The 26184-nt window shown below is 38.9% G+C and carries 28 protein-coding genes; 23 read left to right on the top strand and 5 right to left on the bottom strand.

The genetic code is table 11. From position 1 onward, the window contains the following. Positions 1–230: 230 nt before the first annotated feature. Together IGI44_RS17805 and IGI44_RS17800 are read left to right on the top strand one after the other, a co-directional pair. Complete coding sequence (locus tag IGI44_RS17805) at positions 231–485, top strand: TfoX/Sxy family DNA transformation protein (RefSeq protein WP_438789282.1); 255 nt, start codon at positions 231–233, stop codon at positions 483–485. A 67-nt stretch (positions 486–552) separates the two neighbouring features. Beyond that, a complete protein-coding gene (locus tag IGI44_RS17800) occupies positions 553–723 on the top strand; it encodes a hypothetical protein (RefSeq protein WP_438789281.1) in 171 nt (56 codons plus the stop codon). A gap of 56 nt (positions 724–779) precedes the next feature. On the opposite strand, the gene IGI44_RS17795 is transcribed toward IGI44_RS17800, so the two are convergent. Then, positions 780–1148, bottom strand: coding sequence for a YccF domain-containing protein (locus IGI44_RS17795; protein WP_438789280.1), 369 nt, complete (start codon positions 1146–1148; stop codon positions 780–782). Between the two features lie 129 nt (positions 1149–1277). Between IGI44_RS17795 and IGI44_RS17790 the strand changes: the two genes are divergently transcribed. Together IGI44_RS17790 and IGI44_RS17785 are read left to right on the top strand one after the other, a co-directional pair. Next, on the top strand, positions 1278–2201 hold the full coding sequence (locus IGI44_RS17790; RefSeq protein ID WP_438789279.1) for an alpha/beta fold hydrolase: 924 nt from the start codon (positions 1278–1280) through the stop codon (positions 2199–2201). 36 nt (positions 2202–2237) lie between these two features. Next, on the top strand, positions 2238–2879 hold the full coding sequence (locus IGI44_RS17785; RefSeq protein WP_438789278.1) for a carbonic anhydrase family protein: 642 nt from the start codon (positions 2238–2240) through the stop codon (positions 2877–2879). 137 nt (positions 2880–3016) lie between these two features. Here the strand turns inward: IGI44_RS17785 and IGI44_RS17780 are convergent, their stop codons facing one another. Continuing rightward, positions 3017–3829, bottom strand: coding sequence for a Cof-type HAD-IIB family hydrolase (locus IGI44_RS17780; protein ID WP_438789277.1), 813 nt, complete (start codon positions 3827–3829; stop codon positions 3017–3019). Positions 3830–4125: 296 nt separating this feature from the next. Here IGI44_RS17780 and IGI44_RS17775 point away from each other — a divergent pair, with 296 nt between their 5' ends. Together IGI44_RS17775 and IGI44_RS17770 are read left to right on the top strand one after the other, a co-directional pair. Beyond that, the gene (locus tag IGI44_RS17775) at positions 4126–4980 is read left to right on the top strand and encodes a glycosyltransferase family 8 protein (RefSeq protein WP_438789276.1); all 855 of its coding nucleotides are present in this window, start codon (positions 4126–4128) and stop codon (positions 4978–4980) included. After that, entirely contained in the window at positions 4977–5864 is an 888-nt protein-coding gene (locus IGI44_RS17770; RefSeq protein WP_438789275.1) for a glycosyltransferase family 8 protein, read from the top strand. The genes IGI44_RS17775 and IGI44_RS17770 overlap by 4 nt, the downstream gene beginning before the upstream one ends. Before the next feature lie 225 nt (positions 5865–6089). Here the strand turns inward: IGI44_RS17770 and IGI44_RS17765 are convergent, their stop codons facing one another. Then, positions 6090–6572: a MarR family winged helix-turn-helix transcriptional regulator gene (locus tag IGI44_RS17765; RefSeq protein ID WP_438789274.1), complete on the bottom strand. Its 483-nt coding sequence runs from the start codon at positions 6570–6572 to the stop codon at positions 6090–6092. Positions 6573–6732: 160 nt separating this feature from the next. Between IGI44_RS17765 and IGI44_RS17760 the strand changes: the two genes are divergently transcribed. The 3 genes from IGI44_RS17760 (at position 6733) to IGI44_RS17750 (ending at position 9892) form a co-directional block, all read left to right on the top strand. Further along, positions 6733–7665, top strand: coding sequence for an ATP-binding cassette domain-containing protein (locus IGI44_RS17760; RefSeq protein WP_438790291.1), 933 nt, complete (start codon positions 6733–6735; stop codon positions 7663–7665). A 22-nt stretch (positions 7666–7687) separates the two neighbouring features. Further along, positions 7688–8482 carry an ABC transporter permease gene (locus IGI44_RS17755; protein ID WP_438789273.1) on the top strand — a complete coding sequence of 265 codons (795 nt, stop codon included), beginning with the start codon at positions 7688–7690 and terminating at the stop codon, positions 8480–8482. A gap of 495 nt (positions 8483–8977) precedes the next feature. Continuing rightward, positions 8978–9892, top strand: a complete 915-nt coding sequence (locus IGI44_RS17750; RefSeq protein WP_438789272.1) for a DUF6544 family protein — start codon at positions 8978–8980, stop codon at positions 9890–9892. A gap of 52 nt (positions 9893–9944) precedes the next feature. Here the strand turns inward: IGI44_RS17750 and IGI44_RS17745 are convergent, their stop codons facing one another. Beyond that, the gene (locus IGI44_RS17745; RefSeq protein WP_438789271.1) at positions 9945–10874 is read right to left on the bottom strand and encodes a helix-turn-helix transcriptional regulator; all 930 of its coding nucleotides are present in this window, start codon (positions 10872–10874) and stop codon (positions 9945–9947) included. Between the two features lie 115 nt (positions 10875–10989). Between IGI44_RS17745 and IGI44_RS17740 the strand changes: the two genes are divergently transcribed. Then, positions 10990–11628 (top strand): DJ-1/PfpI family protein, encoded by a 639-nt coding sequence (locus IGI44_RS17740; RefSeq protein ID WP_438789270.1) that lies wholly within the window; start codon positions 10990–10992, stop codon positions 11626–11628. 54 nt (positions 11629–11682) lie between these two features. On the opposite strand, the gene IGI44_RS17735 is transcribed toward IGI44_RS17740, so the two are convergent. Continuing rightward, a complete protein-coding gene (locus IGI44_RS17735; protein WP_438789269.1) occupies positions 11683–12093 on the bottom strand; it encodes a YjdF family protein in 411 nt (136 codons plus the stop codon). Positions 12094–12355: 262 nt separating this feature from the next. Here IGI44_RS17735 and IGI44_RS17730 point away from each other — a divergent pair, with 262 nt between their 5' ends. The 13 genes from IGI44_RS17730 to IGI44_RS17670 all read left to right on the top strand — a co-directional run bounded on the left by IGI44_RS17730 (position 12356) and on the right by IGI44_RS17670 (position 26164). After that, a complete protein-coding gene (locus tag IGI44_RS17730; RefSeq protein ID WP_438789268.1) occupies positions 12356–13396 on the top strand; it encodes a LacI family DNA-binding transcriptional regulator in 1041 nt (346 codons plus the stop codon). A 101-nt stretch (positions 13397–13497) separates the two neighbouring features. After that, positions 13498–14793: a PTS sugar transporter subunit IIC gene (locus IGI44_RS17725; RefSeq protein ID WP_438789267.1), complete on the top strand. Its 1296-nt coding sequence runs from the start codon at positions 13498–13500 to the stop codon at positions 14791–14793. Between the two features lie 16 nt (positions 14794–14809). Beyond that, on the top strand, positions 14810–15268 hold the full coding sequence (locus IGI44_RS17720; RefSeq protein WP_438789266.1) for a hypothetical protein: 459 nt from the start codon (positions 14810–14812) through the stop codon (positions 15266–15268). Then, complete coding sequence (locus IGI44_RS17715; protein WP_438789265.1) at positions 15265–17496, top strand: alpha-galactosidase; 2232 nt, start codon at positions 15265–15267, stop codon at positions 17494–17496. Before IGI44_RS17720 ends, IGI44_RS17715 begins: the two co-directional genes overlap by 4 nt. A gap of 410 nt (positions 17497–17906) precedes the next feature. Continuing rightward, complete coding sequence (locus IGI44_RS17710) at positions 17907–19340, top strand: glycoside hydrolase family 1 protein (protein WP_438789264.1); 1434 nt, start codon at positions 17907–17909, stop codon at positions 19338–19340. 5 nt (positions 19341–19345) lie between these two features. Beyond that, entirely contained in the window at positions 19346–19660 is a 315-nt protein-coding gene (locus IGI44_RS17705; RefSeq protein ID WP_438789263.1) for a PTS sugar transporter subunit IIB, read from the top strand. Positions 19661–19672: 12 nt separating this feature from the next. Continuing rightward, the gene (locus IGI44_RS17700; RefSeq protein ID WP_438789262.1) at positions 19673–19984 is read left to right on the top strand and encodes a PTS lactose/cellobiose transporter subunit IIA; all 312 of its coding nucleotides are present in this window, start codon (positions 19673–19675) and stop codon (positions 19982–19984) included. Between the two features lie 163 nt (positions 19985–20147). Beyond that, positions 20148–20858, top strand: a complete 711-nt coding sequence (locus IGI44_RS17695; RefSeq protein ID WP_438789261.1) for a GntR family transcriptional regulator — start codon at positions 20148–20150, stop codon at positions 20856–20858. Positions 20859–21091: 233 nt separating this feature from the next. Further along, on the top strand, positions 21092–22357 hold the full coding sequence (gene celB / locus IGI44_RS17690) for a PTS cellobiose transporter subunit IIC (RefSeq protein ID WP_438789260.1): 1266 nt from the start codon (positions 21092–21094) through the stop codon (positions 22355–22357). Positions 22358–22420: 63 nt separating this feature from the next. Continuing rightward, positions 22421–23320, top strand: a complete 900-nt coding sequence (locus IGI44_RS17685) for an ROK family protein (RefSeq protein ID WP_438789259.1) — start codon at positions 22421–22423, stop codon at positions 23318–23320. 269 nt (positions 23321–23589) lie between these two features. After that, the gene (locus tag IGI44_RS17680) at positions 23590–24558 is read left to right on the top strand and encodes an SIS domain-containing protein (RefSeq protein WP_438789258.1); all 969 of its coding nucleotides are present in this window, start codon (positions 23590–23592) and stop codon (positions 24556–24558) included. 11 nt (positions 24559–24569) lie between these two features. After that, entirely contained in the window at positions 24570–25385 is an 816-nt protein-coding gene (locus tag IGI44_RS17675; RefSeq protein ID WP_438789257.1) for a fructoselysine 6-kinase, read from the top strand. 68 nt (positions 25386–25453) lie between these two features. Next, entirely contained in the window at positions 25454–26164 is a 711-nt protein-coding gene (locus tag IGI44_RS17670; RefSeq protein ID WP_438789256.1) for a GntR family transcriptional regulator, read from the top strand. The last annotated feature ends 20 nt before the right edge of the window (positions 26165–26184 follow it).

Genomic DNA, 26184 nt, shown 5'->3' with positions numbered 1-26184 from the left:
GTTTTTTTGTTAAATTTTCGAAAAAAGCTAGATAAATCGGCGGAATGGATGAAAATAAATTAGTGATGGTACGTGTTAAGACTCAAAACGTATTTCATAGAGAGATTCGCTCATTTTGATCATTTGTAGCTGTTGTTGAATAGGAAATAGCGGACTTCACAGTAAATTTTTATGAAAGCTGTCGTTTCCGCTTTCATTCTAAGGTATAATAAATCTAAAAGGAGTCGACAATGAGAATCTCAGAAATGAAAAATATTGGTGTAGTAAATGAAGAGAAGTTAGCTCAGGTAGGAATCGTTGAGCCAGAGCAGCTGAGGGAATTAGGAACAGAAGCGGCTTTTTTGAAGATCCGTCACTTAGTTGACGACGGCGCTTGTTTGCATCTGTTGTACGGCCTAGAAGGGGCAATCCAAGATATTCCTAAACGCGAATTAAGTGAGCGCAGAAAATCTGAACTGCGGGATTTTTTCAAGCAGCTAGATTAGTTTTGGTAAAACGAACTTGATGACTCTTTTTTTCACGGTACACTACAGAAAAAAAGGATGTGACCTTTTGTATTTGATCGCATTAGTCGTTTTTATTATTTTGGTGGGCGGATACAATATCTTTCTTAGTCTTTTACGACGTAAAAAAAGAGGGGTAGCACCACTAATGGTGACTATTCAAGTAACTTTGAATATCGTATTGATTGTTGCAGGTTTGGTCTACTTGATTTTTGGATAAGAAAAAGAGGAAGACAATTGTCATTCCTCTTTTTGTGTAGACTTATGACGAAGAAACTAGCGAGCAGAGACAATCTGTGCGCCAAAGGGCATCAATGCTAACTGAGCAAGTTTCAATGATTGAGCGGCAAAGGGAATCCCTACGATCGTGATACATAATAACAAGGCACTGGCTAAATGCCCTAATGCCAAAGGAACACCAGAAACGATCAACCAAATAATGTTGACGATAAAGTTTACGCCCGTTGTATGATACACAATCTCTTTGCCAAACGGTGCAAAGCTTAAACTAGCAAATTTGAAGCATTGTAACCCAATTGGGATACCGATAATTGTGATACACCATAAGACGCCGGCTAGACACCAGGTCAATCCGCCGATCAGTCCACCGAAGATAAACCAAATAATATTTCCTAAGCAAGACATTATTTTTCCCTCCATTTGTAAATAGTGTATCATGTTTTAAAAGAATCACCTCCAACTTAGGATGGAATTTCTAGAAGTTTATTAAGGGGCAATCACAAGGCGAAGAAACTTTTTTGAAAGGAAATGCGTATGTTAGAAAAATTTACTCTACTTTCTGCGGATCGTCACGCATCAATACAAGGATACCATTGGTCTTGCCAAGACCCTTGGGCGGTACTACAAATAACCCATGGGATGGCGGAGCATTTACTACGTTATGAACCTTTGGCTAATTATTTGAATGCGCAGAATATTGCGGTGATTGGACACGATCACCTTGGCCATGGAGCATCCATTCAAGAAGGACTCCAAGGACATTTTCATGATCAAAAAATCAAGCATGGATTAGTTCAAGACGTCTATCAGATGACTAAATGGGGGAAGAAACGGTATCCTGACCTGCCTTTTTTCGTTCTGGGACATAGTATGGGATCATTTGTATTACGAAATTATCTTTATGAATATGGGGAAGAAATCGCAGGGGCCATTCTTGTCGGGACTGGTCAGCAACCGATATGGTTGACGCGCTTAGGTCAAGGCTCAGCTAAATTATTGAGTAAAATCCAAGGAGAAAAGCATCCTAGTAAACTGATTGATCGACTAGTCTTTGGAAATATGAATCGTAAAATCCGTAACAAACGGACAGAGAAGGATTGGTTAGTCAGTGTGGCGGAAGAGGTGGATACGTATTTAGCCGACCCAAAATGCGGATTTTTATTCACATTAAGCGCTTATCACGAGTTATTCTCATTGATCATTCACTCTCAGCAGCCTGCACTTTTGCAGCAAGTACCACAGCAACTGCCACTATTGTTTTTATCCGGTAAAGAAGATCCAGTAGGTGAGTATGGCAAAGGGGTAATGAAAGCAGCGAACGCCTATCAAAGGGCTGGAGTAACGCAGGTAACGGTTCAGCTTTATGAAAACGCCCGACACGAACTGCTGAATGAAACCCAAAAACTTACAGTTTTTCATGATATTTGCAAATGGATGGAAAAAATTTCTGGAAAATGATATCATTGTAAAAATTTTAGGTAATTGAGGGATCGTATGAAAGCAGAATTTTTGATTGATTATTGCCATCAACATGATTGGCAGCCACAGTTCGGGCAACGACAATCACCGATCGATATTCAAACATCTTTAGTTGAAAACAATGAGTCACTTGCAACTATTCAAATAAATTTTTCAGATAAAACAGCGACATTTTTTAATAATGGACAAAATCTGCAATTGCTAGGTGTCGGACAGGCGTGTTTTAACCATCGTGTGTTCAACTTTGTCCAAGTTCATTTTCACGCGGATTCAGAACATCGACTAAATGGGGAGTCATTCCCGTTAGAAGGCCATTTTCTTTTTCAGGCCCCTAATGGCCAGCTTGGCGTGGTTGGTGTGTTTTATCAAGTGGGTGCGTTTAATCCAGATTTTGAACAGGTATTGCATCAATACGAACAGAAAAAAGGCGAAGGCGCTTTTTCTGTTGAACGCTTGATTCCTGAAAATAAAAGTTATTATCACTATATCGGTTCATTAACAACCCCGCCGCTTACCGAAGGGGTTGAATGGTACGTGATGCACCATAGATTAGAAGTATCTGAAGAACAACTCCTGCGATTTATTGACTTACACGGGAAAAATAATCGTGAATGTCAATTGATCAATGAACGAAAGGTGTTAACTTATACAGAATAAATCGTCTAGTTTTAAAATTTTGCATTAAAAAAATTAAAGACTGAACAATCGAGTTTTTCCTTCTTAAAAACCTTGTCTGTTCAGTCTTTTTGTCATTTATAATACTATTCTCAGGTAGGCGTGCTTTGCGGAATAAGCTAGTTAAGGTAGTTCTTTAATATGAAAGCAACTCCAGAATCTTCGTTTGATTTAGTAAGTTGATCCGCCGCTTGTTTTACAGCAGGCGCAGCATTTGCCATCGCAAAACTGTTTCCGCTAAGTTTAAGCATTTCCAAATCATTTTCTTGATCACCAAAAGCCACTACATCAGACAACTCAACTAACAAGTAATTTGTTAAAAATTTTAATGCCGCCCCTTTGTTCACACCATCAGCCATCACTTCTAGCCAATATTTATCTGAATAAGAGCTGTTAATTTGTCTTTGCTCCAGTTGTGAACGCAACTTCACTAATTTGCTTGTATCGCTATCGGTAAAAGCCAACTTGAAATAACTAATGGATTCCTTCTCAATTTGTTCCCAAAGATCATCCACCTTTGATTCCTTTAAGTTGAACTGAGCGTAGTAAGGACTATTTACTTCATTTTTGTCTTGTGCAAAGGAGATACGGTCATCTTGAGTTGCACGACTAGCCACTACGGTTACCCCAACTTTCATCGCAAGTGAGAGAGCGGTATTCACAGTGGCAGGAACAATGGTATAACTTTTTAGCACGTCCTTGATTTCTCCATTTTCGATTCGTGCGACATATGCCCCATTTGAAGCCAACGTAAAGCCGCTGAGATTTAAGTGCTTAAAGACTTCTTTGGCCGATTGAATCGAGCGTCCGGTTGCTAAAACAACAATGCCGCCCTGTTGATCAAATTCTTTTAACGCCGAAGCGTTTTTTTCGGGTACATTTCCTTGTTTGTTCAGCAATGTACCATCTAAATCAACTGCTACTAATTTCATCTATATCCGTCCTTTTACGATTTGTCTAATAATAAGAGTAGAACAATTTTAATAATTTGAACAATCAAACGCTCTAATGTGAACAAATGAAACTTGGAAACAAGAGAAAATAATAATCTTTAGAAAAAATTAATATTTAAATATTACCGCCAAAAATAGGCAATTTTGATGGACTTTTTGAATAAATGAGAAGGGTCTCAAAGCAATAATTTTGCTAATTCAGAAAAAGGGGTCTAACCTGAAATTTGTAAACACATGTTATTAAAACGATAAAAACTGATAGGAGTGAAGATGATATGTTTTCAAAATCAACAGAAATACCCGTAGTAACAGCAGCAGATGAAAATTACGCTCCTTATCTGAGTGTGATGATAGCAACGTTACTAGATAATACTTCAAGAAAAACACCCATTCGCTTCATCATAATTGACGATGATCTTTCAATTTCAAGTAAGGAAAAGTTAATTCAAACAGCACATAAGCATTCGGAAACGGCTGTTATTCAATTTGTTAAGGTCGATGAAGAGACGTACAAAGACTTTTTAGTGAGCGATCACATCACAACGACCGCTTACTTTAGAATCTCTATGCCGAAGCTTTTAGCAGATAAAAATTATAAAAAAATTCTCTACATTGATTCCGATACACTAATTTTAGACGATATCCAAAAGTTATATCAACAAAGTTTAAAGGGAAATACAATTGGGGCTGTGATTGATCCCGGGCAAACCAAAGCACTTGAACGTCTCGGTATTGATTCTGCTGATTATTACTTTAACTCCGGAGTTATGGTTATTGACGTTGATCAATGGAATCAACAACAGATTACGGAAAAAACGATTGATTATTTAAAAACCAATGGTGATCGAATTATCTATCATGACCAAGATGCATTGAATGCGGTGCTCTATGAAAACTGGCATTCGTTTCATCCAAGATGGAATATGCAATCTTCACTAATTTTTGATAAACATCCAGCACCAACGAAAGAATATGATGAATTGTACAAAGCTGGAAGAAAAGACCCAGCAGTAGTCCATTTTACAGGACACGACAAACCTTGGAATACGTTAGAGGGACATCCTTACCAAGAAATGTATATGGACTTACTAAACAAAAGTATTTTTATGGAGACGGTGAATGTAAAATGAAAAATAAAAAAATTACAGTAGTATCAAGTTGCAACGATGCATTTGCTGAACACGTATCCGCACTGTTTGTTTCGGTTTTAGATAATACCGATCGTTCAACTAAGAGCTTTGATTTTTATGTGATTGACGATGAAATCAGTATTGCCAATAAACGTTTGATGCGTGAAACACTCAAAGAATATGATGCAATGCTGCACTTTTTGACAATAGATAAGAAATATTTCTCAGATGCGGTAGAAAGTGATCGAATTCCAGAAACTGCGTATTATCGAATTGCGATTCCTGAATTATTCAGCGATCAGGACCTTGAAAGAATTCTCTATTTAGATTGCGATATGATCGCATTAGGGGATATTTCGGAACTTTGGGAGATTGATTTGTCTGATTACACATTGGCCGCAGTAGAGGATGCAGGATTTCATCACCGTTTAGAAAAAATGGCTATCGCCTGTGATTCTACCAAGTATTTTAACTCCGGCTTCATGCTGATTAATATGAAAAAATGGCTTGCTGAGAATGTGACGAAACGGGTATTACGTTTTATTCACGATAACCCTGAAAAACTTAAGTTTCACGATCAAGATGCGTTGAATGCGATCCTCCATGATCAATGGCTGCAGCTTCATCCAAAATGGAACGCACAAAGCTACATCATGAAGCGTGAAGTAGAACATCCAGATCCAGAAGGGGAAAAAGAGTACTTTGAAACGCGCAGAGATCCTCAGATTATTCACTACTCTGGACATGTGAAACCTTGGAGTCCGGAATTTACCTCTTCTTTGAAGAAATATTATGAAGAATATGAAGAATTAACAGCTTTTCCAGATAATGATGATCAAGACACTCGTACAATAAAACTTACATCAACTAGAAAACTTGGGTAGGAGGAATAAGTGGTGCATAAAATGAATACTATGATAAAAAGTAAAACAGATCGGCCTAAAAATCACGCTCATAAATCTAAGAATCAGAAAACTCAGAGTAATGGGGCCGTTCGCTCACTGTTGTTCAAGATAGTATCAGTCTTTGTGATTGGATATATCACAAAGAAGATAAACAATCGAAAAAAATAGAAAAAAACGCGAGAGCTTTAGCTCTTGCGTTTTTTTCTATTTTTTTCGCCGGGGCCGCTCCCATTGATCTCTAGGCTTATGTTTGAGCTGCGGTTCTACCTCATCAATTAATTTTGTCAAGATATGATCAAATTGTTCTTTTTCCTCGTGAGTCAACGCATCTAATAAAATCGGCTGAAAATCATCACTTTCTTGCGCCGCAATTTTTCCCCGATTGGTCAAATGAATATTCATAATACGTTTGTCTGCTTGCGATTTTTCTCTTGTGATGTATTCTTTTTTCTCTAATTTTCGAATCATTTCGGAAGCGGATTGAGGTCGCATATCTAGACGGCTAACTAATTCCTTCTGAGAAATCGTTCCATGTTCACGGATGATTTGCAGAATTTGGCTTTGGCCGCGATTCCGATTTTCAAATTTAAAAGGTCCCCGTGAGTTTTCTCGAAAGAACTGCATAAATAAATTGCTCAGTTTGAAGTATTTATGTGCCAAATTTGAATCTAATTCTTTTTCATCCATTGTTTAGTACTCCTATTCATAAAGAAATGGAATAGTGACTTCTATTCATTCACTATTTTATCAGGTCACCGAAATAATTTAAAGATTTATATTGGCAAATTAATCAGGTTCCCTTATCATATTTATCAGTAAGGGTACCTGATTAAAAAAGAGAGATGAAATTATGACAGAATATGCAATCACGACAACAAATCTTGTCAAACAATTTTCGAAGAAACGAGCAGTAGATGGAATTAGCTTAACTATAAAAAAAGGCGAAATTTATGGGATCTTAGGACCAAATGGTGCTGGGAAAACAACCTTTTTACGAATGTTAGCAACACTATCACCAATTACTGAGGGACATGCGTCGATAGTTAGCTATGATGTTGCTAAAGAAGCAGATCAGATTCGCCGTATGATTGGTTTGACTGGTCAATACGCAACAGTGGATGAAGAATTAACGGCAATGGAGAATTTATTAATATTTGGCCAACTAAATGGCTTAGGAAAAAGCGGTGCTAAGCAGCGTGCCACCGAATTGCTCACGCAGTTTTCTTTGTTTGATGCCAAAGATCGAGCGATCAAGGAGTTTTCTGGCGGGATGCGCCGCAGATTAGATTTAGCAGTCAGCTTGATCACAAAACCACCACTAATTTTCTTGGATGAGCCAACGACAGGTTTAGACCCAATTACTCGTGGAGAAATGTGGGATGTCATTCGACAATTAGTTAAGGATGGTTCCACTATTCTCTTAACTACGCAATATCTAGAGGAAGCAGATCAATTAGCTGATCGGATCGCGATCATCAACCATGGAAAGTTGGTGACGGAAGGAACCGCAAATGAACTAAAAGCGCAGCTTGGAGAAACGTATTTTGACATTCAATTATCTGACATTCATCAGATTGATGATGCTGCGGAATTTCTACAAACAAAAGTAGAAGAAAGAGTCATTCGGATGCCTGACAGAGGAACTTTAGCATTAAAAATCAGCGATACCAAGAAAATGACAAAACTCTTGGTTGATTTGGAAGATAAACACATTGAAGTAAAAGAATTCGCTGTACGAAAGCCAACACTGGATGAAGTCTTTTTAGAAATCACCAAATAATTTTTTTAAAGGAGAATAAACGATGGAAATAACTCAAAGCTATGTAAAAAAGAAAAATATTAAAAGTGTGCTGAGCGATACTTTTGTAATGGTTAAACGGGATTTGTTAAAAACAAAGCACAATCCAGATAAATTGATGGATGTGACATTTATGCCGATCTTTTTCATGATCGTGTTTAGTTACTTATTTGGCGGTGCTATCGCTGGAGATGTCAAAAATTATTTACCGATTATTGTTCCAGGGATTTTGATACAAACACTCATTTCTTCAACCTCTGCGGCGGGAACACAATTAAGAGAGGACATTGAAACAGGTGTATTTGATCGTTTCAATTCATTGCCAATCGCACGAATTGCTCCTCTTGCAGGCTTATTGATTTCAGATATTGTCCGCTATGTTATTGCAACCTTTTTCTCGCTAGGTACGGGATTTTTGATTGGATGGCGGCCAGAAGCAGGGTATGGCTGGTTAGCTGTAGCATGTGTGTTAACTATCTTTGCTTGTTGGTGTGTTAGCTGGATTTTAGCCATGATCGGTATTCTAGTGAAATCAGCGGCGACGATTTCCAGTGTTTCAATGACATTAACGATGCTGTTATCTTTCTTGTCAAATGCTTTTGTACCAATCGATACATTACCAGGTTGGCTAAAAACCATTGCTACGATTAATCCGGTAACCCATTTAGTCAATAGCTTTAAAGCCATTGCAAATCATGGTGTTTTTGGTGCGGATGCGTGGTTAACAATTACAGCGAGTTTGGTTATTGTAGCGATCTTTGCACCAATCACTGTTGCTCTTTATAACAAAAACGTTTAAAAAGGAGAGAATGCGAATGATTGCTATTACAATTTGGCTACTGTTTAACGAAAAAATTAATCAGTGGATTGAAACAAGAACAGCTCCACAACCTATCTGAATAGAGTGAGTGTGGCTATTAGACTTTCTTTAAGCAGTACGATTGTCAAGCAGACAAACCTGTAGCGGGTTTGTCTGTTTTTGCGTTTTAAAAGACTTTTTTGAAAAGTCTCATTGATTATTGATGGCTATGAGTTTTACGAGATGTTTTATCAGATGATCGGGCACATTTTTTCTTGTATTAATAGGCGAATGTTATGATCGCTTTAACAGGAAAGTATCTTATTATGTTTTAGATTTATGATGGACGACGTGCCTATTTAAGAGATGGACGCATCAGGGCAATTTAGGGCGTTTGTCCACAGAAGTTACTTATTCGACTACTTTTTAAGCCTTTGGGCGGATGGCGATTGCCGTTCTTTCATGTATAGTAAGGATTAGGAATAGAAATACAACATGAAAGGAAGGATGGGTATGCTGCTCTTATGGGGACTCGTTAGTATTTTAGTGATAGTTATTATTTATCTGATTTGTCCAGGTGGGCCTGCTTGGAGCAACTATTTAGCGGATGTTGAATCATCTTTTCAACAAGAAACGGACTCTTCGCATTCAGCGATTATTACTGAAGAAGCAGTCGCTAAACTTCCCCAACCGCTAAGGAAATATCTAAAAAAGAATGGCTATATCGGTCAACCAATGATGCGCAACATGTTTATTCAATTTGAAAATACGAAGTTCCGCATGTCGGCGGATAAAGACCCAATTCAAATTGATTTCTGTCAAGTGAATTTTGTTCATCGACCGGACCGTTATGCGTTCTTAAAGGCGCGAATGTATGGTTTGCCGGTTCACGTAAGAGATAGTGTCAAGGATGGACGTGGAGCAATGATTGGTGTGATCGCTAAGCATTTTGAATTGTTTCATTCGACTGGTCCAGAAATGGATCAAGGGCAGTTGATCACGGCACTTGCGGATGCAGTTTTTATGCCTAGCTTATTTTTGCAAGAATACATAGAATGGCGAATGATTGATCAGCATACCGTCGAAGGGAGAATCGCCTGGAATGGCGTAAGCGCCAAAGGGCAGTTTCACTTTGATGAGTCTGGAGATATCGTCCGCTTTGATACCGAGGATCGTTATATGGATGAGAACGGAAAGAAAACCTCCTTGGTTCCGTGGTTTGTTCTGTATGAAAATTATCAGACCGATGGCAACTATCGTAGACCGGGCTGTGTCAGTGTAAATTGGCGGTTGCCGCGGGGGATCGATAATTATTTTGTGAGTGATCGAATCAAGATAGACTATTCAATTGAATCATTGGAGAATCCTAAAGGGGCCGGAGCAAAGGTCTCGTTAAACAGGGTTTCTTGATTTAAAAAAAAGGATCATCCTGCTGTTTTCAACAAATCGCAGGGTGGTCCTTTTATTCATATAAAGCAGCTATTTCTTTGATTTTACGCTTCATTTCTGTGCGGACATGAGAGGGTTCCAGACACTCACATTTATTTCCAAAACTAAAAAGAACATTGTAATAGTAATCATTTTCGATAAAAGGGAAGTCAACAAGATAATGTTCATTTCCATCAGGTATAAAATGTTCAAATGAGCAATAATCCAGTACCATATCCATAACTTCCCGATGAATCCGAAGTTTAATGTTAGTTTGCAGTGTGTCTAACATATTTGTAAAGTCTAGCTGTGGTTTTTGATATTGTCGTGGTGAAAACTGTTCCTTTTTTATTTGTAGATTAGTCATACGATTTAATTTAAAGAGTCGAAAATCATTTCTATTTAGACAATACCCTTGTAGGTACCACTGACTATTTTTTAGAACAAGCTGATAAGGTTCGATCATGCGTGAAGTACTGTTGCCATGCTGGTCAGAATAATCAAAGGTAAGCAAACGATTTTCCTGTAGCGCGGTTTTAGTAGTTTCAATGTAGCGCTGAATATTCCGATTTCCCAGCCAAGGACGTAGATCGAGATCGAATTGATTGATCTTTGTTTCAATCTCCTTTGCTCGATCGGCAGGAATAAAGCTTTTGACCTTCGCAAGAGCACTTGCTAATTCTTTTCCCTGCATCATGTTAGAAAAACCAGTAAGGCTTGTCAGAATGGCCGAGAGATCAGCAGCTGAAAAAACTTTTTTATCCATTTTATAATTTTCCATAATCTCAAAGCCGCCGCCCACTCCTGATGTTGATCGAATAGGAATGCCGGCCAAGTTAAGGGTGTCGATGTCGCGGTAAATCGTTCGCGGGGATACCTCGAATTTTTCCGCCAGCTCTTTAGCACCAATCCGTTTTTTATCCAATAGCAACATCGTGATGCTCAGTAGTCTATCCATTTTCATCGGCTATTCTCCTTGTAAAAAACTTTCTCATTTTTTAGTTTAGATTGTTGCCATACAGTTGTCAACGATTGCCAGGTATACTAAGGCTATAGAAAGTTATTGGAGGCGGAAATTTATGAGTACAATTTATGTTTATGTGATGGATACGTTAGCTGACTGGGAATTGGGACACGTGACAGCGGAGCTGAATTCGGGTCGTTTTTTTAAAGCAGGAGCACCAAATATAACTTTAAAAACAGTTAGTTATTCTAAAGAGCCAGTAAAGACAATGGGTGGAATGACGATTGTGCCTGATTGTGTGATTACTGACATCGAGGTAGCAGAAGCAAATGTCTTGTTGCTACCAGGTTCGAATACATGGAACGATCAAAAACATTATCCAATCCTCGAAAAAGCCAGCGCGTTTCTTTCAATCGGTGCTATGGTTGGAGCAATCTGCGGGGCGACTGCTGCACTTGCTAACTTTGGATTATTGGACGAACGTACGCACACTAGCAATGGTGCAGGCTTTCTTGAAATGGTCGCTCCTAGCTATAAAGGACAAGCATCCTATGTAGACCAACCCTCTGTAGTAGGAGAGAGTCTTATTACTGCAAGCTCTACAGGGGGTCTGCTATGGGCGAAACAAATCATTGAGTATTTGGATGTTTTTCAGTCAAACACACTAGAAGCATGGTATAACTATTTCAGTACAGGGAAGGCAGAAGATTTCTTTGCTTTGATGCAAACCTTGCCAGAAAATACTTCTGAATAATAAATCTAAAAGCAAGAAACAGCCCAAATCTATCTGGATTTGGGCTGTTTCTTGCTAATGTCCTCTATGCTTTTCGCGTTTTTTGGCTTGCTTTTGTTGGAACCGTTTGTCCGCCTGCTCGGCTTTTCTTTGCTTCTTTTGTGATTTGTGCTCCGCCTTGGCCTGCTCGCGAAGTTCGCTCATAGCAAGCTGAGCCTTAGTCGATAAGACTGGTTGCCGTTTTTCACGATTGATCAGCCGTTGCATTCGCTTAGGACTAAGCTTCTTCTCTCCGGATCTTTTCTGACTGGCAACAGTACCAGACTGCTCCAATATTTGCGGCAATTGCTTGACAACAAATTCCCACACATCAGCATCTTTTGGTTCAGGACCAAAAACATAGCGAATTGCTTGGTAGCGGTTATCAATTTCGTCTTCTATCAAACCACACCAAAAACTGCCATCGAAGTAAATCGTCAACTTCATGATGACACCTCCCTTTAAATGAATTTCAAGCAATGGACAACCCGGGAGGGCAGGTTACTGACATTTTCATGCGGCGGACTACCAACCGCCATGTGTTTTTATGCTTAACTTAAGTGTACTAGGTTTGGAGAGAAAAGCAATAAGCTCTAGAAAATCACTGGGAATTCTAATCAGAATTCTCAGCGATTTGACATTTCATTCGCCTATCTTTACTCTAGGGATGTATAGTTTAGTAAACAGTAAAAGGATAGGTGTAATCAAGATGGCCAGTATTAGAGATATTGCGAAACTAGCAGGAGTCTCAGCCGCGAGTGTCTCCCGAATATTAAATAATGACGAAACCTTTAGTATTAACGAAAATACTCGCAAACGAGTAATTGAAATCGCCAATAGCTTGAATTATTCGAAAAATCAAAATAGAAAAAATCGCGATGTTGGAGATAAGAATACAATTGCGCTCATTACTCGACATCAAATCGATAATGAAAAGAGCGATCCCTACTTTATGTTTATTCGTAAGGGTGTTGAGGCAGAGGCAAAAAAGTGGCGCTTAAAAACGTTTCGTGCATTTTCAATGCGTGATCAGGAGAAGGATATTTATCAACTAGGAAAGTATGGCGCTGTGGTAATTATTGGAGAGATGACATTAGATGCTCTAGAAGAAATACGCAAGATCAATCCCAACATTGTGTTGATTGATTCTTATTCAGAATATGCTGGCTTTGATTGCGTTCAAACCGATTTTGCTCAAAAGACCCATGAAATATTAGATTTATTAAAAAGTAAAGGACACAAAAACATCGCCTTTATTGGTGGACGAGGAAGCAGAGTGAACCTCGCTGGTGAAGTCGTTTATTATCAAGAGGAGATTCGTTCTGAGAATTACCGTCAATGGATGATTTTGAATCATCTAGAGAAGTATATACATGTGCTGCAAGACGAATGGTCTCCTGGTGCCGGCTTAGAGCTAGGGACTAAAATCGTGAACATGAAACCAAGACCGTCAGCCATTGTAGTGGCGAGTGATCCAATGGCCGTTGGAGTCTATAAAGCGGTGATCAATGCAGGACTGTCTATCCCTGAAGACATCTCAATTATCAGCTTTGATGACATAGAAATGGCGAAATACATGACACCATCCTTGTCAACCGTACGCTTAAATGCAGAAGAGGTAGGTAAGATTGGGGTTGAGTTAGTAAAGGGAAAATTATTGAATGTTCGAGGGATGCCTGTTCGAGTCGTTTGTTCCAGTGAACTAGTGCTTCGAGAATCAGTGGACGAGTGTTCAAATAAGGAAGTTTGAAATTTTTTCAAACTTTTTTATTTTATTCCTTGTGTAAACGTTAACTAAACAATTATACTGATACCAGTAAACGTTTGCAAAATAATTAAGGAGTGATTTAAATGAAATTCCTAGATAAAATGGCCGCAAAAATAGTTCCTCTAGCACAAATTATTGCTGACAATAAGTTCTTATTAAGTCTCCGTGATGGTTTCATGGTCGCATTTCCTGCTACTATGTTTGCTTCGATCATGATTATTATCCAAAATTTTCCCACGACCTTTGGCTTCGCTGATAAGTTGCCGGAGGGCGTAAATACATTTCTAAATGATTTCTTTGGTCCTGTAGGGAACGCTACAATGAGCGTTGGAACACTATTCATCGTTTTCGGGATTGGCTACCAGCTTGCGGATAAATTCGGACAACCCAAATTATTTGCAGGTGCGATTTCGCTTTCTTCTTTTCTAATGCTGCTGCCCTTCAGTAGTAATGATGAGCTAGGGACGATTATCCCAATATCAAAACTAGGTGCGGAAGGAATGTTTGTAGGAATCGTTACAGCAATGATCGCTACGATTATTTACTCAAAAATCAGTGCGGCTGGAATTACCATTAAGATGCCAGATTCCGTTCCTCCAATGATTGCACAGTCTTTTGTTGCAATTATTCCTGGAGCAGCGCCATTATTCATTTTTAACATTATTCGCTATTTATTTACATTTACAGAGTGGGGAAATGCTGTTGATTTTGTTTACCAGATTCTTCAAAAACCATTAATGGGACTTGGGGGAACATTACCTGCGGTGTTGATTGCTGTTTTCTGTATGCAATTTTTCTGGTGGTTTGGGATTCATGGAACTTTAGTAGTTAATGCCGTGATCGATCCAATCATGAATGCGTTAGCGATTGAAAACTATGAGGCCTATAAAGCTGGAGCTGAAGAGCTCCCTCATATTATTAATACGACCTTCATGGGTGTGTTTGTTAACCAAGGACTGCAATTGGGGATTTCGATTACCGCGGCCTTCTTCATTGCTCGATCGATTCGCATGAAGAAGTTAATGAAGACAATTATTGCTCCTTCAATTTTTAATGTTTCCGAACCAATGACGTTTGGCTTACCGATCGTCATGAACCCGATCGCTTTTATTCCATGGATATTGGCGCCTTTGGCTTCTACAACGATTTCTTATCTAGCAATTTATATGGGACTTGTTCCACGACCGATTGGTGCAACAGTTGTATGGACAACGCCGGTATTTCTTTCTGGCTGGATAGGTACAGGATCGGTTGCGGGTGCTATTTTACAAGTAGTCACGTTAGCGGTGATGGTTCTGATTTGGGTGCCATTCTTGGTTGTTATGGATAGAGAATATTTGAAGGAAGAGAATGACCAATTGTCGGCTGAGGCTGAGTAAAGAAGGGGTAGAACCAATGAATGTGGATACACTGAGTTATAACTATCAAATGAATGTCGGAAAAAGTCAAATTTATGAAGTCATTCATGAGGAGCAGCAACGCTACTTCCAATCAAATGGTTTTTCCAATGGGGAGTTTCAGGAAGGAGCAGAAATACCCCTAACTATGCCTTCAAAACTTGGAACAACTAAAATCCCTGCAATAATGCGACTTTCAAAGCTCACTCAAGATGAGATCGAGTTGATAACCTTTTATAACAAAGGCGAGATTATTCAACGTTATGTTTTAGATGCGCGATCTTCTTCTAAAACACAGGTCACTTATTCTGAAAGGAATTTCTTTCATCAAGCTAGAAACCAGTATAGCTTCATTTTTTTAGCTTTGCTGTATAAGTTTTTTTATAACAGAGGGATGAAAAAAAGAATGGTTTATTTAGAAAAACAATGTCGTAAAAAAGAGGAGGGAGTCGCTTGATCGACGTTTTAAACAATAATATGTTCCACCTGCATAATGAAAAAGTCAGTTATGTTATCAATATTTTACCCAACGGACACCTCGGACACGCTTATTATGGGAAAAAACTCGGTAAAATCTCGATTGAGGATATTCAATACATGACTTCAACGGAAAGCAAATCAGCAGGAACGGTTAAGTTCAGTCCAGCAATTCCTAATTTTAGTTTGCAGGATCAATATCAGGAGGTGCCTGTTTATGGTACTTCGGATTTTAAAGAAGGTTTAATCAAGGTTTCCGATGAAGACGACTCTCTATACTTAGATTTTCAGTATATTTCTCATACGATCAAACAAGGGAAGCCTAGAAGTTTAGCGATTCCTGCTTCTTTTGCAAAGGAAGGTCAGGTTGAAAGCATTACTTTCTGCTTGGAGGATAGTTTTAATCAATTAAGATTAGAAGTAACCTTTTCAATATTCGAAAATTCAGGAACGATTGCACGTGGACAAAAGCTGACCAATCTTTGTGAACGCAAAAGAAAAATTCAACGCTTTTTAAGCGGTGCGCTGGATATGAAAAATCAACAGTTTGACTTTCTTCACCTTTCTGGTGCTTGGCTGAAGGAAAGACACATAAAACGTCATTCTTTAGAACAGGGAACGGTTAGTGTGGGATCGTTAAAGGGGGCCTCCAGCCATCAACACAACCCATTTATCGCATTGCTTCCGAAAGGCTCCTCCAATCATCAAGGAGACATTTACGGAGCAAACCTGATTTATTCTGGAAATTTTTTGGCTCAAACAGAACTTGATGAATGGGACAATTTACGTTTGTTATTGGGAATTCATCCCGAGGCGTTTTCTTGGGAGCTAAAGCAAAATGAAGCATTTGAAACGCCTGAAATGCTGTTACATTATACCGATGAGGGATTAAACGGATTAATGCAGGAAACGAGCTGCTTTATTGAAAAACACGTGGTTAATCCAATTTGGAATCAAAAGGAGCGTCCAGTTGTCCTGAATAACTGGGAAGCGACGTATTTTGATTTCGATCACGACAAACTGCTTCGTTTAGCTGCTGAGGGTAAGAAGCTGGGAATCGACTGCTTTGTTTTAGACGATGGTTGGTTTGGGCAGCGAGATAGTGACCGGGTTTCTTTGGGGGATTGGTTCGAAGACTCTAGGAAGTTTCCCAAAGGAATAGCCACGTTTGCGAAGGATATACATGATCTGGACTTGCAGTTCGGTCTTTGGTTTGAGCCGGAGATGGTCTCACCAGAAAGTGAATTGTATAAAAAGCATCCTGAATGGGTGGTCAGACATACCAATTCTCAGCGAATAGCGATTGGCCGCGGTCAATATGTTCTCGATTTTTCTAATCCAGAAGTGGTAGAAACGATCTATCAGCAAATGAAAAATATTATCTCTGCCACGAAGCTGGAATATATCAAATGGGACATGAATCGAAATATTACGCAGGCCTATTCCAGCTATTTAAAACAACAAAAAATTGATCAAGCCGAATTTTTTCATCGTTATATTTTAGGTGTTTATCGTTTATATGAAAGGATTTTATCGGAATTTCCTGATGTTTTGATCGAAGGCTGTGCAGGGGGTGGAGGACGTTATGATCTGGGCATCCTGTTTTATAGTCCACAAATTTGGCCGAGTGATGACAGTGATCCAATAGAACGCTTAGCGATTCAGTCTGGGACACTTCTGGGTTATCCCCTTTCTTCTTTTAGCAACCACGTTTCGGCTGCACCGAATCATCAGGTGCAGCGTCAGACTTCTTTAGAAATGCGGACAAACGTTGCGATGTTCGGTCCATTAGGATATGAGTTAAATATTTTCGAGCTTTCTGAACAAGAGCAGGAACAAATAAAAAAAGACATTCTTTTCTATAAGAAGCATCAAGCGTTGCTGACTTTTGGCAGGTTTTATCAATTGACGGACATTCTCAATCAACCAAATGAGTATGGCTGGGCGGTGTATGATGAAGTCCAAGGACAAGGAATTATTTGTTTTTATCGAATCTTAACAGAGGCGAATAGCAGCAATCGAGAGTTTATTAAGCTTCCATTTGTAAAAGAAAATGAGAGCTATCTTGTAAATGGTGAAAAACTGTCTGGAAATGTAATGAATCGACTAGGTATTCGGAAACCTTATCAATTTAATAGTGTGAACGGAGACAAAGCACAAGTAAAGGGAGACTATCAGTCATTTGTCTATAAGCTAAAAAGACAGTGAACAAAATGAATTTAAAAATATTATCGAATCATTTGACCTTCATGAGACTAGTCATGAAGGCCAAATGATTCGTGTTCGTTAATAGTCGATTCTAGTGCATATATTTTATTCACTAAAGCCGACTTTGTTAAAAATCTGACTTTTTTATATAAAAGTATAGACATTTAAAAATATAGTATATATAATATGGGTGAATTGAAGGAATTGAGCTGCCGGTGGTGATTGAATCAGGCGGAACAAAAAGTTAGTAGAATTGCTAACGAATAGAATGTAACCGAAATCAATAGTGAAAATAGTAGCTGTCTGTTAAATCTATCAAGCATTTCATTGTTCCTAGTAAGCTGAATAATCGCGCAGGTATTATTGGCGGTCTAGAATTAGCAAAGAAAATTTCAGGAGGAGAATAAGCGATGCAGATTAAATTTCCAAGCAATTTTTGGTGGGGGGCCGCAACATCAGGACCCCAATCAGAGGGACGGTTCAATAAAGAGCACGCCAACATGTTTGATTATTGGTACGATATTGAGCCAGAAGCCTTTTATGATCAAGTAGGACCAAATGTGGCGTCAAATTTCTACAATGATTTCAAGAAAGACATCCGTTTGATGAAGGAGATCGGATTGAACTCAGTACGTACATCGATTCAATGGACGCGACTGATTGATGATTTTGAAACTGCTACGTTGAATGAAGCTAATGTTCGTTTCTATAATGACGTGATTGATGAATTTATCAAAAACGGCATAAAACCAGTTATCAATTTGCATCACTTTGACTTACCAGTAGAACTTTACCATAAATATGGCGGTTGGGAATCTAAGCATGTCGTAGAGTTGTTCGTTAAGTTCGCCGAACAGTGCTTCAAGCTGTTTGGGGATCGTGTCACGGATTGGTTTACTTTTAACGAGCCGATGGTGGTGGTTGAAGGAGAATACCTGCATCAATTTCATTATCCGAACCTTGTGGATGGGAAGAAGTCGGTTCAGGTTGCTTATAACATTCAATTAGCTTCAGCCAAGGCGATTGCCTGCTACAAAAAAGTCAATCCAAATCCAGCAGGTCGAATCGGAATCATTTTAAATTTAACGCCTGCCTATCCTGCAAGTCAGAAGGAATCAGATTTGGCAGCGGCTGAATTTGCTGATTTATGGTTGAATCAATTGTATATGAATGCCTCGACATTAGGCGAATTTCCAGCTGCCTTGACAGAAAGATTGTCGGAAGATGGCGTACTTTGGGAGACCAACAATGAGGAGCTTCAACTGATTAAAGACAACACAATTGATTATTTAGGTGTGAATTTTTATCATCCTCATCGGGTAAAAGCACCTGAGGTTTCACCCAATAGTCTAGCGGTAGATTGGTTGCCGGAGAAATATTTTGAAGAGTATGAAATGCCAGGAAGACGGATGAATGTCGATAAAGGTTGGGAAATCTATCCTAAAGCTGTTTATGATATTGCTATCAATATTCGCGATAACTATAACAATATCGATTGGTTTGTTTCAGAGAATGGGATGGGTGTTTCACGAGAGGAACGTTACTTAAACGAACAAGGAATGATCGAGGATGATTATCGCATTCAATTCATTCAAGAACACCTGTATTGGCTGCACAAGGGAATGGAAGAAGGCTCTAATTGCTTCGGTTATCATTTATGGACACCGATTGATTGCTGGTCTTGGAAAAATGCATATCGTAATCGCTATGGCTTTATTTCTACGGATATTCGTACACAAAAGAAAACCATCAAGAAATCAGGCTATTGGATAAAAGAAGTTGCCACCGCAAATAAAGTAGAAATAGCAGATCAACTAATTGCTAATTTAAATAAGGAGGATTAAGACAGATGAAAACAATAATGTTAGTTTGTTCAGCAGGGATGAGTACGAGTTTGTTAGTAACAAAGATGGAGACAGCAGCGAAAGAGGAGAATTTTGATGCGGAGATCTTTGCCGTTTCATCGACGGAAGCCAACAATGTTCTAGAAGAAAAAAACATAGATGTCCTTTTATTAGGGCCACAAGTGCGTTTCATGCTGAAGCAATTTGAAGAGAAAGTCGCCGGCAAGGGGATTCCAGTAGCGGTTATTAATATGGCCGATTATGGAATGATGAACGGACAAAAAGTTCTGCAAGAAGCCAAACAGCTAATGGGCCAATAAGGAGGGGATATAATGGAACAACAAAACTTGGAAGCAATCATGGGACTGATCATTCATTCTGGTAATGCGAAAAGCGATGCGGTTGAAGCCATTCAAGCGGCTAAACGAGCAGATTTCGTTGAGTCTGAGTCGAAAATTTCGGCGGCAGAAAATGCTCTAGTCGAAGCCCATCACGCGCAAACAGGTCTGCTTACGCAGGAGGCGCAGGGAAACAATATGGAAATTTCACTTTTAGCGGTCCACAGTCAAGACCATTTAATGACCTCGATTGCGTTTACCGATTTGGCGAAAGAAATTGTTGATCTTTACAAACGAATTGATTAAACAGGATGGAAAGAGGTGCGAATCACTAAGATTTGTACCTTTTTTTTCGTATAAAAGTATGAATCTATATAAATTAAGTTTCATACTATTCTTTCTAATTAGTATAGACCAAGATGAAGGCGCTGGGCTATAATGGTAGAGAAATCAAGAGGAGGTCATTTCAGTGAAAAAGTATATCCATATTTCAAATGATCTAAAAAATAAAATTATCGACGGCACCTTTAAAGCGAATGAAAAGCTGCCTTCAGAAAAAGAGCTGGGTCTTGAATACGATGCCAGTAAAATGACCGTTAAGCAAGCGCTGGATATTCTGGTATCAGAAGGGTTAATCATTAAAAGACGAGGTTCAGGTACCTTTATCAAAGATTTATCAGACACAGAATTAAAACGGGTCTCCATTACTAACCAATTTCGAGGAAAGACAGCTGAATATCCTCAAAATGAAGTAACGAGTAAGGTCTTAAACTTTTCGGTTATTCAACCGGATGAAAAAATACAAGAGAAGCTGAATATTTCAGCAGATGACTTTGTTTATTTTATTCATCGGGTTCGCTATGTTGATGGTGTTCCTTATGCTATCGAAGTCACCTATATGCCGATCAGTCTGATCATGAGTTTAAAGCTGGATCACGTGAAGCATTCGATTTATGATTATATTGAAAATGAATTGGGGCTAGTTATTCAAAGTGCGCATCGCGTTATTACAGTCAGAGGGGCAACCGAAGCTGAGGCAGAAGAACTAAATATGCAGGTTAATGAGCCTGTGGGAATCGCCGAGCAGGTCGGATACTTATCAAACGGTGCGGCCTTTGAATATTCTACCACCATCCATCATCACGATCACTTTAAAGCAGAAATGGTATTAACGAAGTAATTCTTAATGATTTAAACGCTTAACAGTTAGCCTGTTGAGCGTTTTTTGATGTTACAGGTGAAGCGTAGCCAAGAAAGTTTGCTAGGTTTTTTAAATAAAACGGCTTATCTATAATGGTACAATCAATATTTAGGATAAATCTATACTTTTGTATATAAATATGTAGACTTATATAAATAGGCGTGGTATTATTGGAATGTAATCGATTACTAAAAATTACGAGGTGAAGAAAAATGAATGGTTTTATGGATAAATTAAGTGAAAAAATCATGCCCTTAGCGAACTGGTTGGGGGATAATCGTTACTTAATGGTTTTGCGCGATTCTTTTATGTTGGCGTTCCCACTGACAATGTTCGGATCTATTATTGTTGTAATCAATAACTTGCCGTTTTTTAGTGATGACACGAAAGGCATGCTGTCGAACTTATTAGGGAATGGTCAAAATGCAACCATGAGCATCATGACGGTCTTTGTTACATTTGGTATTGGCTATTATTTATCGAAATCCTATGATGTCGAAGGTATTTTTGGCGGAGCAGTGGCTTTTTCAAGCTTTCTGATCCTGACACCTTTCTTTATGAGTACGGAATCTGGAGAAACTGTAAGTGGTGTACTGAGTCTCGATAGACTTGGGGCAAAAGGGATGTTCTTGGGAATGATTGCGGCTTTTCTAGCGGCTGAAATTTATTGTCGAGTAACAAAACGTGGTTGGCAAATCAAAATGCCAGACGGTGTTCCTCCAGCAGTAACAAAATCTTTCGCAGCGATGATACCGGCAATTTTAACCTTGTTAGTCTTTTTGGTAATTAATGCTGTCATGGTAGGAGCATTTAATGCCAACCTGCATGATGTCATTTATGATGTGATTCAAAAACCGTTGACTGGACTGGGAAGTAGCTTGCCAGCAACACTTGTATCTATTTTCTTCATTCAATTTCTATGGTTCTTTGGTCTACATGGACAAATTATTGTCAATTCAGTAATGGACCCGATATGGAACACCTTAATGCTTGATAATTTAGAAGCATACAAGGCAGGAGATACGTTACCGCACATTGTTACGAAACCATTTATGGAAACGTTCACTGTTGGTCTGGGTGGATCAGGAATGACGTTGGCAGTAGTGATCATCTTGGCTTTTTTGATGAAAAAGAAACAATACAAGGACATCGGTCGTTTGGCATTAGGACCTGGAATCTTCAACGTAAATGAACCGGTTATCTTTGGATTACCGATCGTGTTAAATGCGACGATCCTCATTCCATGGGTTATCGCACCAATCGTTGTGACTACTTTAAACTATTTAGTGATGGCAGCTGGCATCGTTCCTGCACCAACAGGGGTCTCCGTGCCATGGACAGTTCCGATTATTGCCAGCGGTGTCTTAGCAACCAACTCTTGGTTAGGCGGTCTGCTGCAGGTGATTGACTTCCTGGTTGTTGGAATGATCTGGTTACCGTTCCTACGCGCATTAGATAAACAACCAGATATGATTTAATCAATTTCTGAAAAGTATGGGCAGCGAGCCCATACTTTTTTATAAAGGAGAAGGAGCAGAAGAATGAATCTTTTTGTTATTGATATTGGTGGCTCGACAATTAAGTATGCCACTTGGAATGGCGAGCAGCTAGACACGAAAAAAAGTTTACCGACACCCAATTCGTGGGAAGGGATGAAGCAGCAGTTTGTTGCGGAGTTAAAAAGCTCAACACTTGAATTCTCAGGAGTGGCAATCAGTTCCCCTGGGTCAGTCGATACACAAGCGGGAATCATTTATGGATTGAGTGCGATTGACTATATTCATCGTTTTGAAATCAAAAAGGAACTAGAAAATCTTTTTGGCTTACCTGTATCGATCCAAAATGACGCCAATTGTGCTGCATTGGCGGAAGTATGGAAAGGTAACGCAGCTGAGGTATCCAACAGTGCTTTTCTTATCATCGGTTCTGGAGTGGGCGGAGCCATTGTTTTAGATAAGAAATTATATGCAGGACCGCATTTATTTGGTGGTGAATTTGGTTATATAATCTTAAACGAAAAATACCAAACATTCAGTGAGTTAGTCAGCCCTGTTAATTTGGCAAAAAATTATTCGATCGAAAAAGCAGATGGGAAGAGCTACGATGCGATCCATGTATTTGATGCAGTTCATGATGAATTAGCTATAAAGTATGTCGATCAATTTTATACGAACCTAGCGATCGGAGCTTATAATGTATTGGTCAGTTTAGATGTCGATCGGTTATTGATTGGCGGAGGAATTTCAAGAAGACCGGGTGTTGTTGAACGACTTCGTAACGAAATTGATGGACTATTAGAAGCAAAAGGAGCGCAAGATCAGACTGCAGAAGTTATAAGCTGCAAATACTTAGCAGATGCGAATCTAATCGGTGCGGTGTATCAGTTTATAACGGAGATGGATGAAGGAGGAATAGGGATATTAACGATGGACAATCGTTGATACAAATTTATTGATGATCATTTTAAGGTCATCTTTTTTTGTGTTCAAAATTATCCATACTTATTCGCAGATGTTTTATCCAATTTAGATAGCTGTTTTTTTATACTTTCTGAGTGAAGAGAAGCAGTACAAATGACTCATAATTTCTAATAGAAAATTTTTATCTTAGAAAAATAGTTAAAAAGAGCATTGACATTCCTAAATAAACATTTTAAAATGAATCCATCGATATGACGTCATATAACGTCATGTAAGAAGGAGGATTTTTTATGGATGTGAAAAAAGTAGTTGCTGAAATTGTTAAGAAGAACGCAGGAGAGCTGTCAGGGATTTATTTTGTCGCTTGTGGAGGGTCATTAGTAGATATGTATGTGGCGGATTACTTCATGAAGGCCGAAGTTTTGAAAACGGGTACAGGGTTATATACGGCAAATGAATTTGTCCATGTAGTTCCTAAACGGCTAGATGAAAACGCTGTTGTCATTCTATGCTCCCATGGCGGAAATACGAAAGAAACTGTCGCAGCAGGTGAAGTTGCACAAAAAAGAGGTGCAATTACGATTGGTTTAACGCATAATAAAAATGCTGAATTATTGAAGGTTTCAGATTACAGTTTTCTTTACGAATGGGGAGATGGCGCAAAGGTGCTAAATAATCCAATGGCGATTATTTTGGATTTGACTGTTTCGTTAGTCAATGCGTCAGAAGGGTATGAAGCCTATGAGAAGTTTCGCGAAGGGATGACGATCATTGACACTGTCGTTGATAACGCAAAAAAACAGGTTCAAGATCGGATCAAAGTTTTCGCTGACAAGTATCAGGATGAAACAATGTACTATATCTTGGGCAGTGGCCCAAGCTATGGGCATGCCTATGGTTTTTCAATTTGTTCATTAATGGAGATGCAGTGGTTAGATTCGACTTCTGTACATTCAGGCGAGTTCTTCCATGGACCGTTTGAGGTAACTGACAGAGATACGATGTTTATTCTGTTAATGAGCCAAGGACGTACGCGTGCGTTAGATGAGCGGGCAAAAGTCTTCCTTGATAAATATGCCGATAAAGTTGAAGTTGTAGATGCAAAAGAATTAGGCTTAGATTTGATTCCGGATGAGGTCTCAGAGTTCTTTAATCCAATTTTATTTTACAGTGTATTATCGGAATATCGTTCTGCTTTAGCAGACAATCGTAATCATGATTTAGATGTTCGACGTTATATGGGAAAAGTTGACTACTAGGAGGAATGGACATGAAGGTTTTAGGTTTAGGCGATAATGTTGTTGATAAATATGTAAACCTTGCAATCATGTATCCTGGGGGAAATGCGCTAAATTTTGCTGTCTTTGCCAAAAAACTTGGTCAAGACAGCAGCTTTATGGGCGTTTTTGGTTCGGATGCAGAAGGAAAGCACGTGGTATCAGCTATTAAAGACTTAGGCATTGATTATAGTCATTCGCGGTTTGAAACAGGTGAAAATGGTTGTGCACGAGTAGAGATCAAAGAAGGGGACCGCATCTTTTTAGGAAGTAATGAAGGCGGTGTCACACGGGAACATCCAATTGAATGGACACAAGCGGATCGTGAATATTTGACTCAATTCGAATTGATCCATATGGGTTTATACAGTCACGTGAACCATTTATTAAATGAGCTATGCGATTTTCCGGCAAAGGTTTCTTATGACTTTTCAGATGACTTTACCGAAGATGAAATTTTACGCGCCATAGACAAGGTCGATTTCGGTTTCTTTTCTGTCAGTCAGTTAACGAATCAAGAAACGAAAGATTTTTTGAAAAAATATTTTTCTTCTCGTAATGAAGTTTTAGTTGCTACCAGAGGGGATAAAGCGGCTATCGCTTATGATGGTCAGGAGTATTATGAAGTGGTGCCGGTCTTAAGAGAGCCCGTGGATACAATGGCTGCTGGCGATTCCTTCTTAACTGCGTTTTTAATTCACTACCTAAACGGAAGCGACATTTCGACTGCGATGAAACGTGGCAATGAATTTGCTGGTGAATCCTGCATGATCAAAGGTTCTTTTGGCTATGGAGTTTCTTACGAGTAGCTTGTTTTATCAAAAGGCATTTGATACTCTAACTAGGAGATACAATCCAGAAAAGCGAGGATCAGTCTATGTTAGATGCAGATGCACAATTACCATTATATGAACAGTTAAAAGAAGTAATTAAAAGTAAAATTCGAGATGGAGAATACAAGGAGAATGAAAAGATTCCGCCTGAGCCAGAATTAACTGAAGCCTATTCAGTTAGTCGGATTACTGTCCGCAGGGCAATTCAGGACTTGGTAAAAGAAGGTTATTTGATCAAAAAGCAAGGAAAAGGGACATTTGTAAACCAACATAAGGTTTTTCGTAAAATTGAGTATGTGACAGGCTTTACTGAAAGCTGTCTGGCGAATGGTTTTACGCCTACTAGTCAACTTTTGGAGAGGAAAATAATTTCTGCTACTCCTGAACTTGCGGAAAAGCTGCAGCTAGCTGTAGGTGATGAAGTGATTTACACTCAGCGTAAACGGATGGCTGATGGCATGCCAATCTTGCTGGAAAATAATTACTTCGACAAAAAACGATTTGAATCGTTATTGACTGCAGATTTAACAGGCTCTCTTTATCAGCTTTTGGCAAAACAAGAGGTATTAGCAATCAATCCAGGTGAGACGACACTTGAGTTAGCGATTGCTGATGATCAATTAGCGGAAATAATGGAAGTAGGAATTGGTACCCCGTTCTTTTTCGTGAACACCTTGATAAATGATCAAAACCAACGACCCATTCATTTAGGACACCAATACTATCTAGGTGAGGTCTATAAGTTCAGCCTATAATTCTCCAATAACAGGAGTGG

The sequence above is a fragment of the Enterococcus sp. DIV0756 genome, from assembly GCF_051710745.1.
Taxonomy (GTDB): Bacteria; Bacillota; Bacilli; order Lactobacillales; family Enterococcaceae; genus Enterococcus_A.
The sequence above is the reverse complement of the archived record's forward strand: the minus strand, read 5'-3'. Positions and strand labels throughout refer to the sequence as shown.

Coding starts and splice junctions, on each gene's coding strand:
- IGI44_RS17775 (WP_438789276.1), top strand. CDS start 4,126: ATGTTTTCAAAATCAACAGAAATACCCGTAGTAACAGCAGCAGATGAA.
- IGI44_RS17750 (WP_438789272.1), top strand. CDS start 8,978: ATGAAAGGAAGGATGGGTATGCTGCTCTTATGGGGACTCGTTAGTATT.
- IGI44_RS17680 (WP_438789258.1), top strand. CDS start 23,590: ATGGATGTGAAAAAAGTAGTTGCTGAAATTGTTAAGAAGAACGCAGGA.
- IGI44_RS17685 (WP_438789259.1), top strand. CDS start 22,421: ATGAATCTTTTTGTTATTGATATTGGTGGCTCGACAATTAAGTATGCC.
- IGI44_RS17770 (WP_438789275.1), top strand. CDS start 4,977: ATGAAAAATAAAAAAATTACAGTAGTATCAAGTTGCAACGATGCATTT.
- IGI44_RS17755 (WP_438789273.1), top strand. CDS start 7,688: ATGGAAATAACTCAAAGCTATGTAAAAAAGAAAAATATTAAAAGTGTG.
- IGI44_RS17740 (WP_438789270.1), top strand. CDS start 10,990: ATGAGTACAATTTATGTTTATGTGATGGATACGTTAGCTGACTGGGAA.
- IGI44_RS17710 (WP_438789264.1), top strand. CDS start 17,907: ATGCAGATTAAATTTCCAAGCAATTTTTGGTGGGGGGCCGCAACATCA.
- IGI44_RS17725 (WP_438789267.1), top strand. CDS start 13,498: ATGAAATTCCTAGATAAAATGGCCGCAAAAATAGTTCCTCTAGCACAA.
- celB (WP_438789260.1), top strand. CDS start 21,092: ATGAATGGTTTTATGGATAAATTAAGTGAAAAAATCATGCCCTTAGCG.
- IGI44_RS17780 (WP_438789277.1), bottom strand. CDS start 3,829: ATGAAATTAGTAGCAGTTGATTTAGATGGTACATTGCTGAACAAACAA.
- IGI44_RS17720 (WP_438789266.1), top strand. CDS start 14,810: ATGAATGTGGATACACTGAGTTATAACTATCAAATGAATGTCGGAAAA.
- IGI44_RS17700 (WP_438789262.1), top strand. CDS start 19,673: ATGGAACAACAAAACTTGGAAGCAATCATGGGACTGATCATTCATTCT.
- IGI44_RS17730 (WP_438789268.1), top strand. CDS start 12,356: ATGGCCAGTATTAGAGATATTGCGAAACTAGCAGGAGTCTCAGCCGCG.
- IGI44_RS17795 (WP_438789280.1), bottom strand. CDS start 1,148: ATGTCTTGCTTAGGAAATATTATTTGGTTTATCTTCGGTGGACTGATC.
- IGI44_RS17735 (WP_438789269.1), bottom strand. CDS start 12,093: ATGAAGTTGACGATTTACTTCGATGGCAGTTTTTGGTGTGGTTTGATA.
- IGI44_RS17670 (WP_438789256.1), top strand. CDS start 25,454: ATGTTAGATGCAGATGCACAATTACCATTATATGAACAGTTAAAAGAA.
- IGI44_RS17765 (WP_438789274.1), bottom strand. CDS start 6,572: ATGGATGAAAAAGAATTAGATTCAAATTTGGCACATAAATACTTCAAA.
- IGI44_RS17675 (WP_438789257.1), top strand. CDS start 24,570: ATGAAGGTTTTAGGTTTAGGCGATAATGTTGTTGATAAATATGTAAAC.
- IGI44_RS17705 (WP_438789263.1), top strand. CDS start 19,346: ATGAAAACAATAATGTTAGTTTGTTCAGCAGGGATGAGTACGAGTTTG.
- IGI44_RS17745 (WP_438789271.1), bottom strand. CDS start 10,874: ATGAAAATGGATAGACTACTGAGCATCACGATGTTGCTATTGGATAAA.
- IGI44_RS17790 (WP_438789279.1), top strand. CDS start 1,278: ATGTTAGAAAAATTTACTCTACTTTCTGCGGATCGTCACGCATCAATA.
- IGI44_RS17785 (WP_438789278.1), top strand. CDS start 2,238: ATGAAAGCAGAATTTTTGATTGATTATTGCCATCAACATGATTGGCAG.
- IGI44_RS17805 (WP_438789282.1), top strand. CDS start 231: ATGAGAATCTCAGAAATGAAAAATATTGGTGTAGTAAATGAAGAGAAG.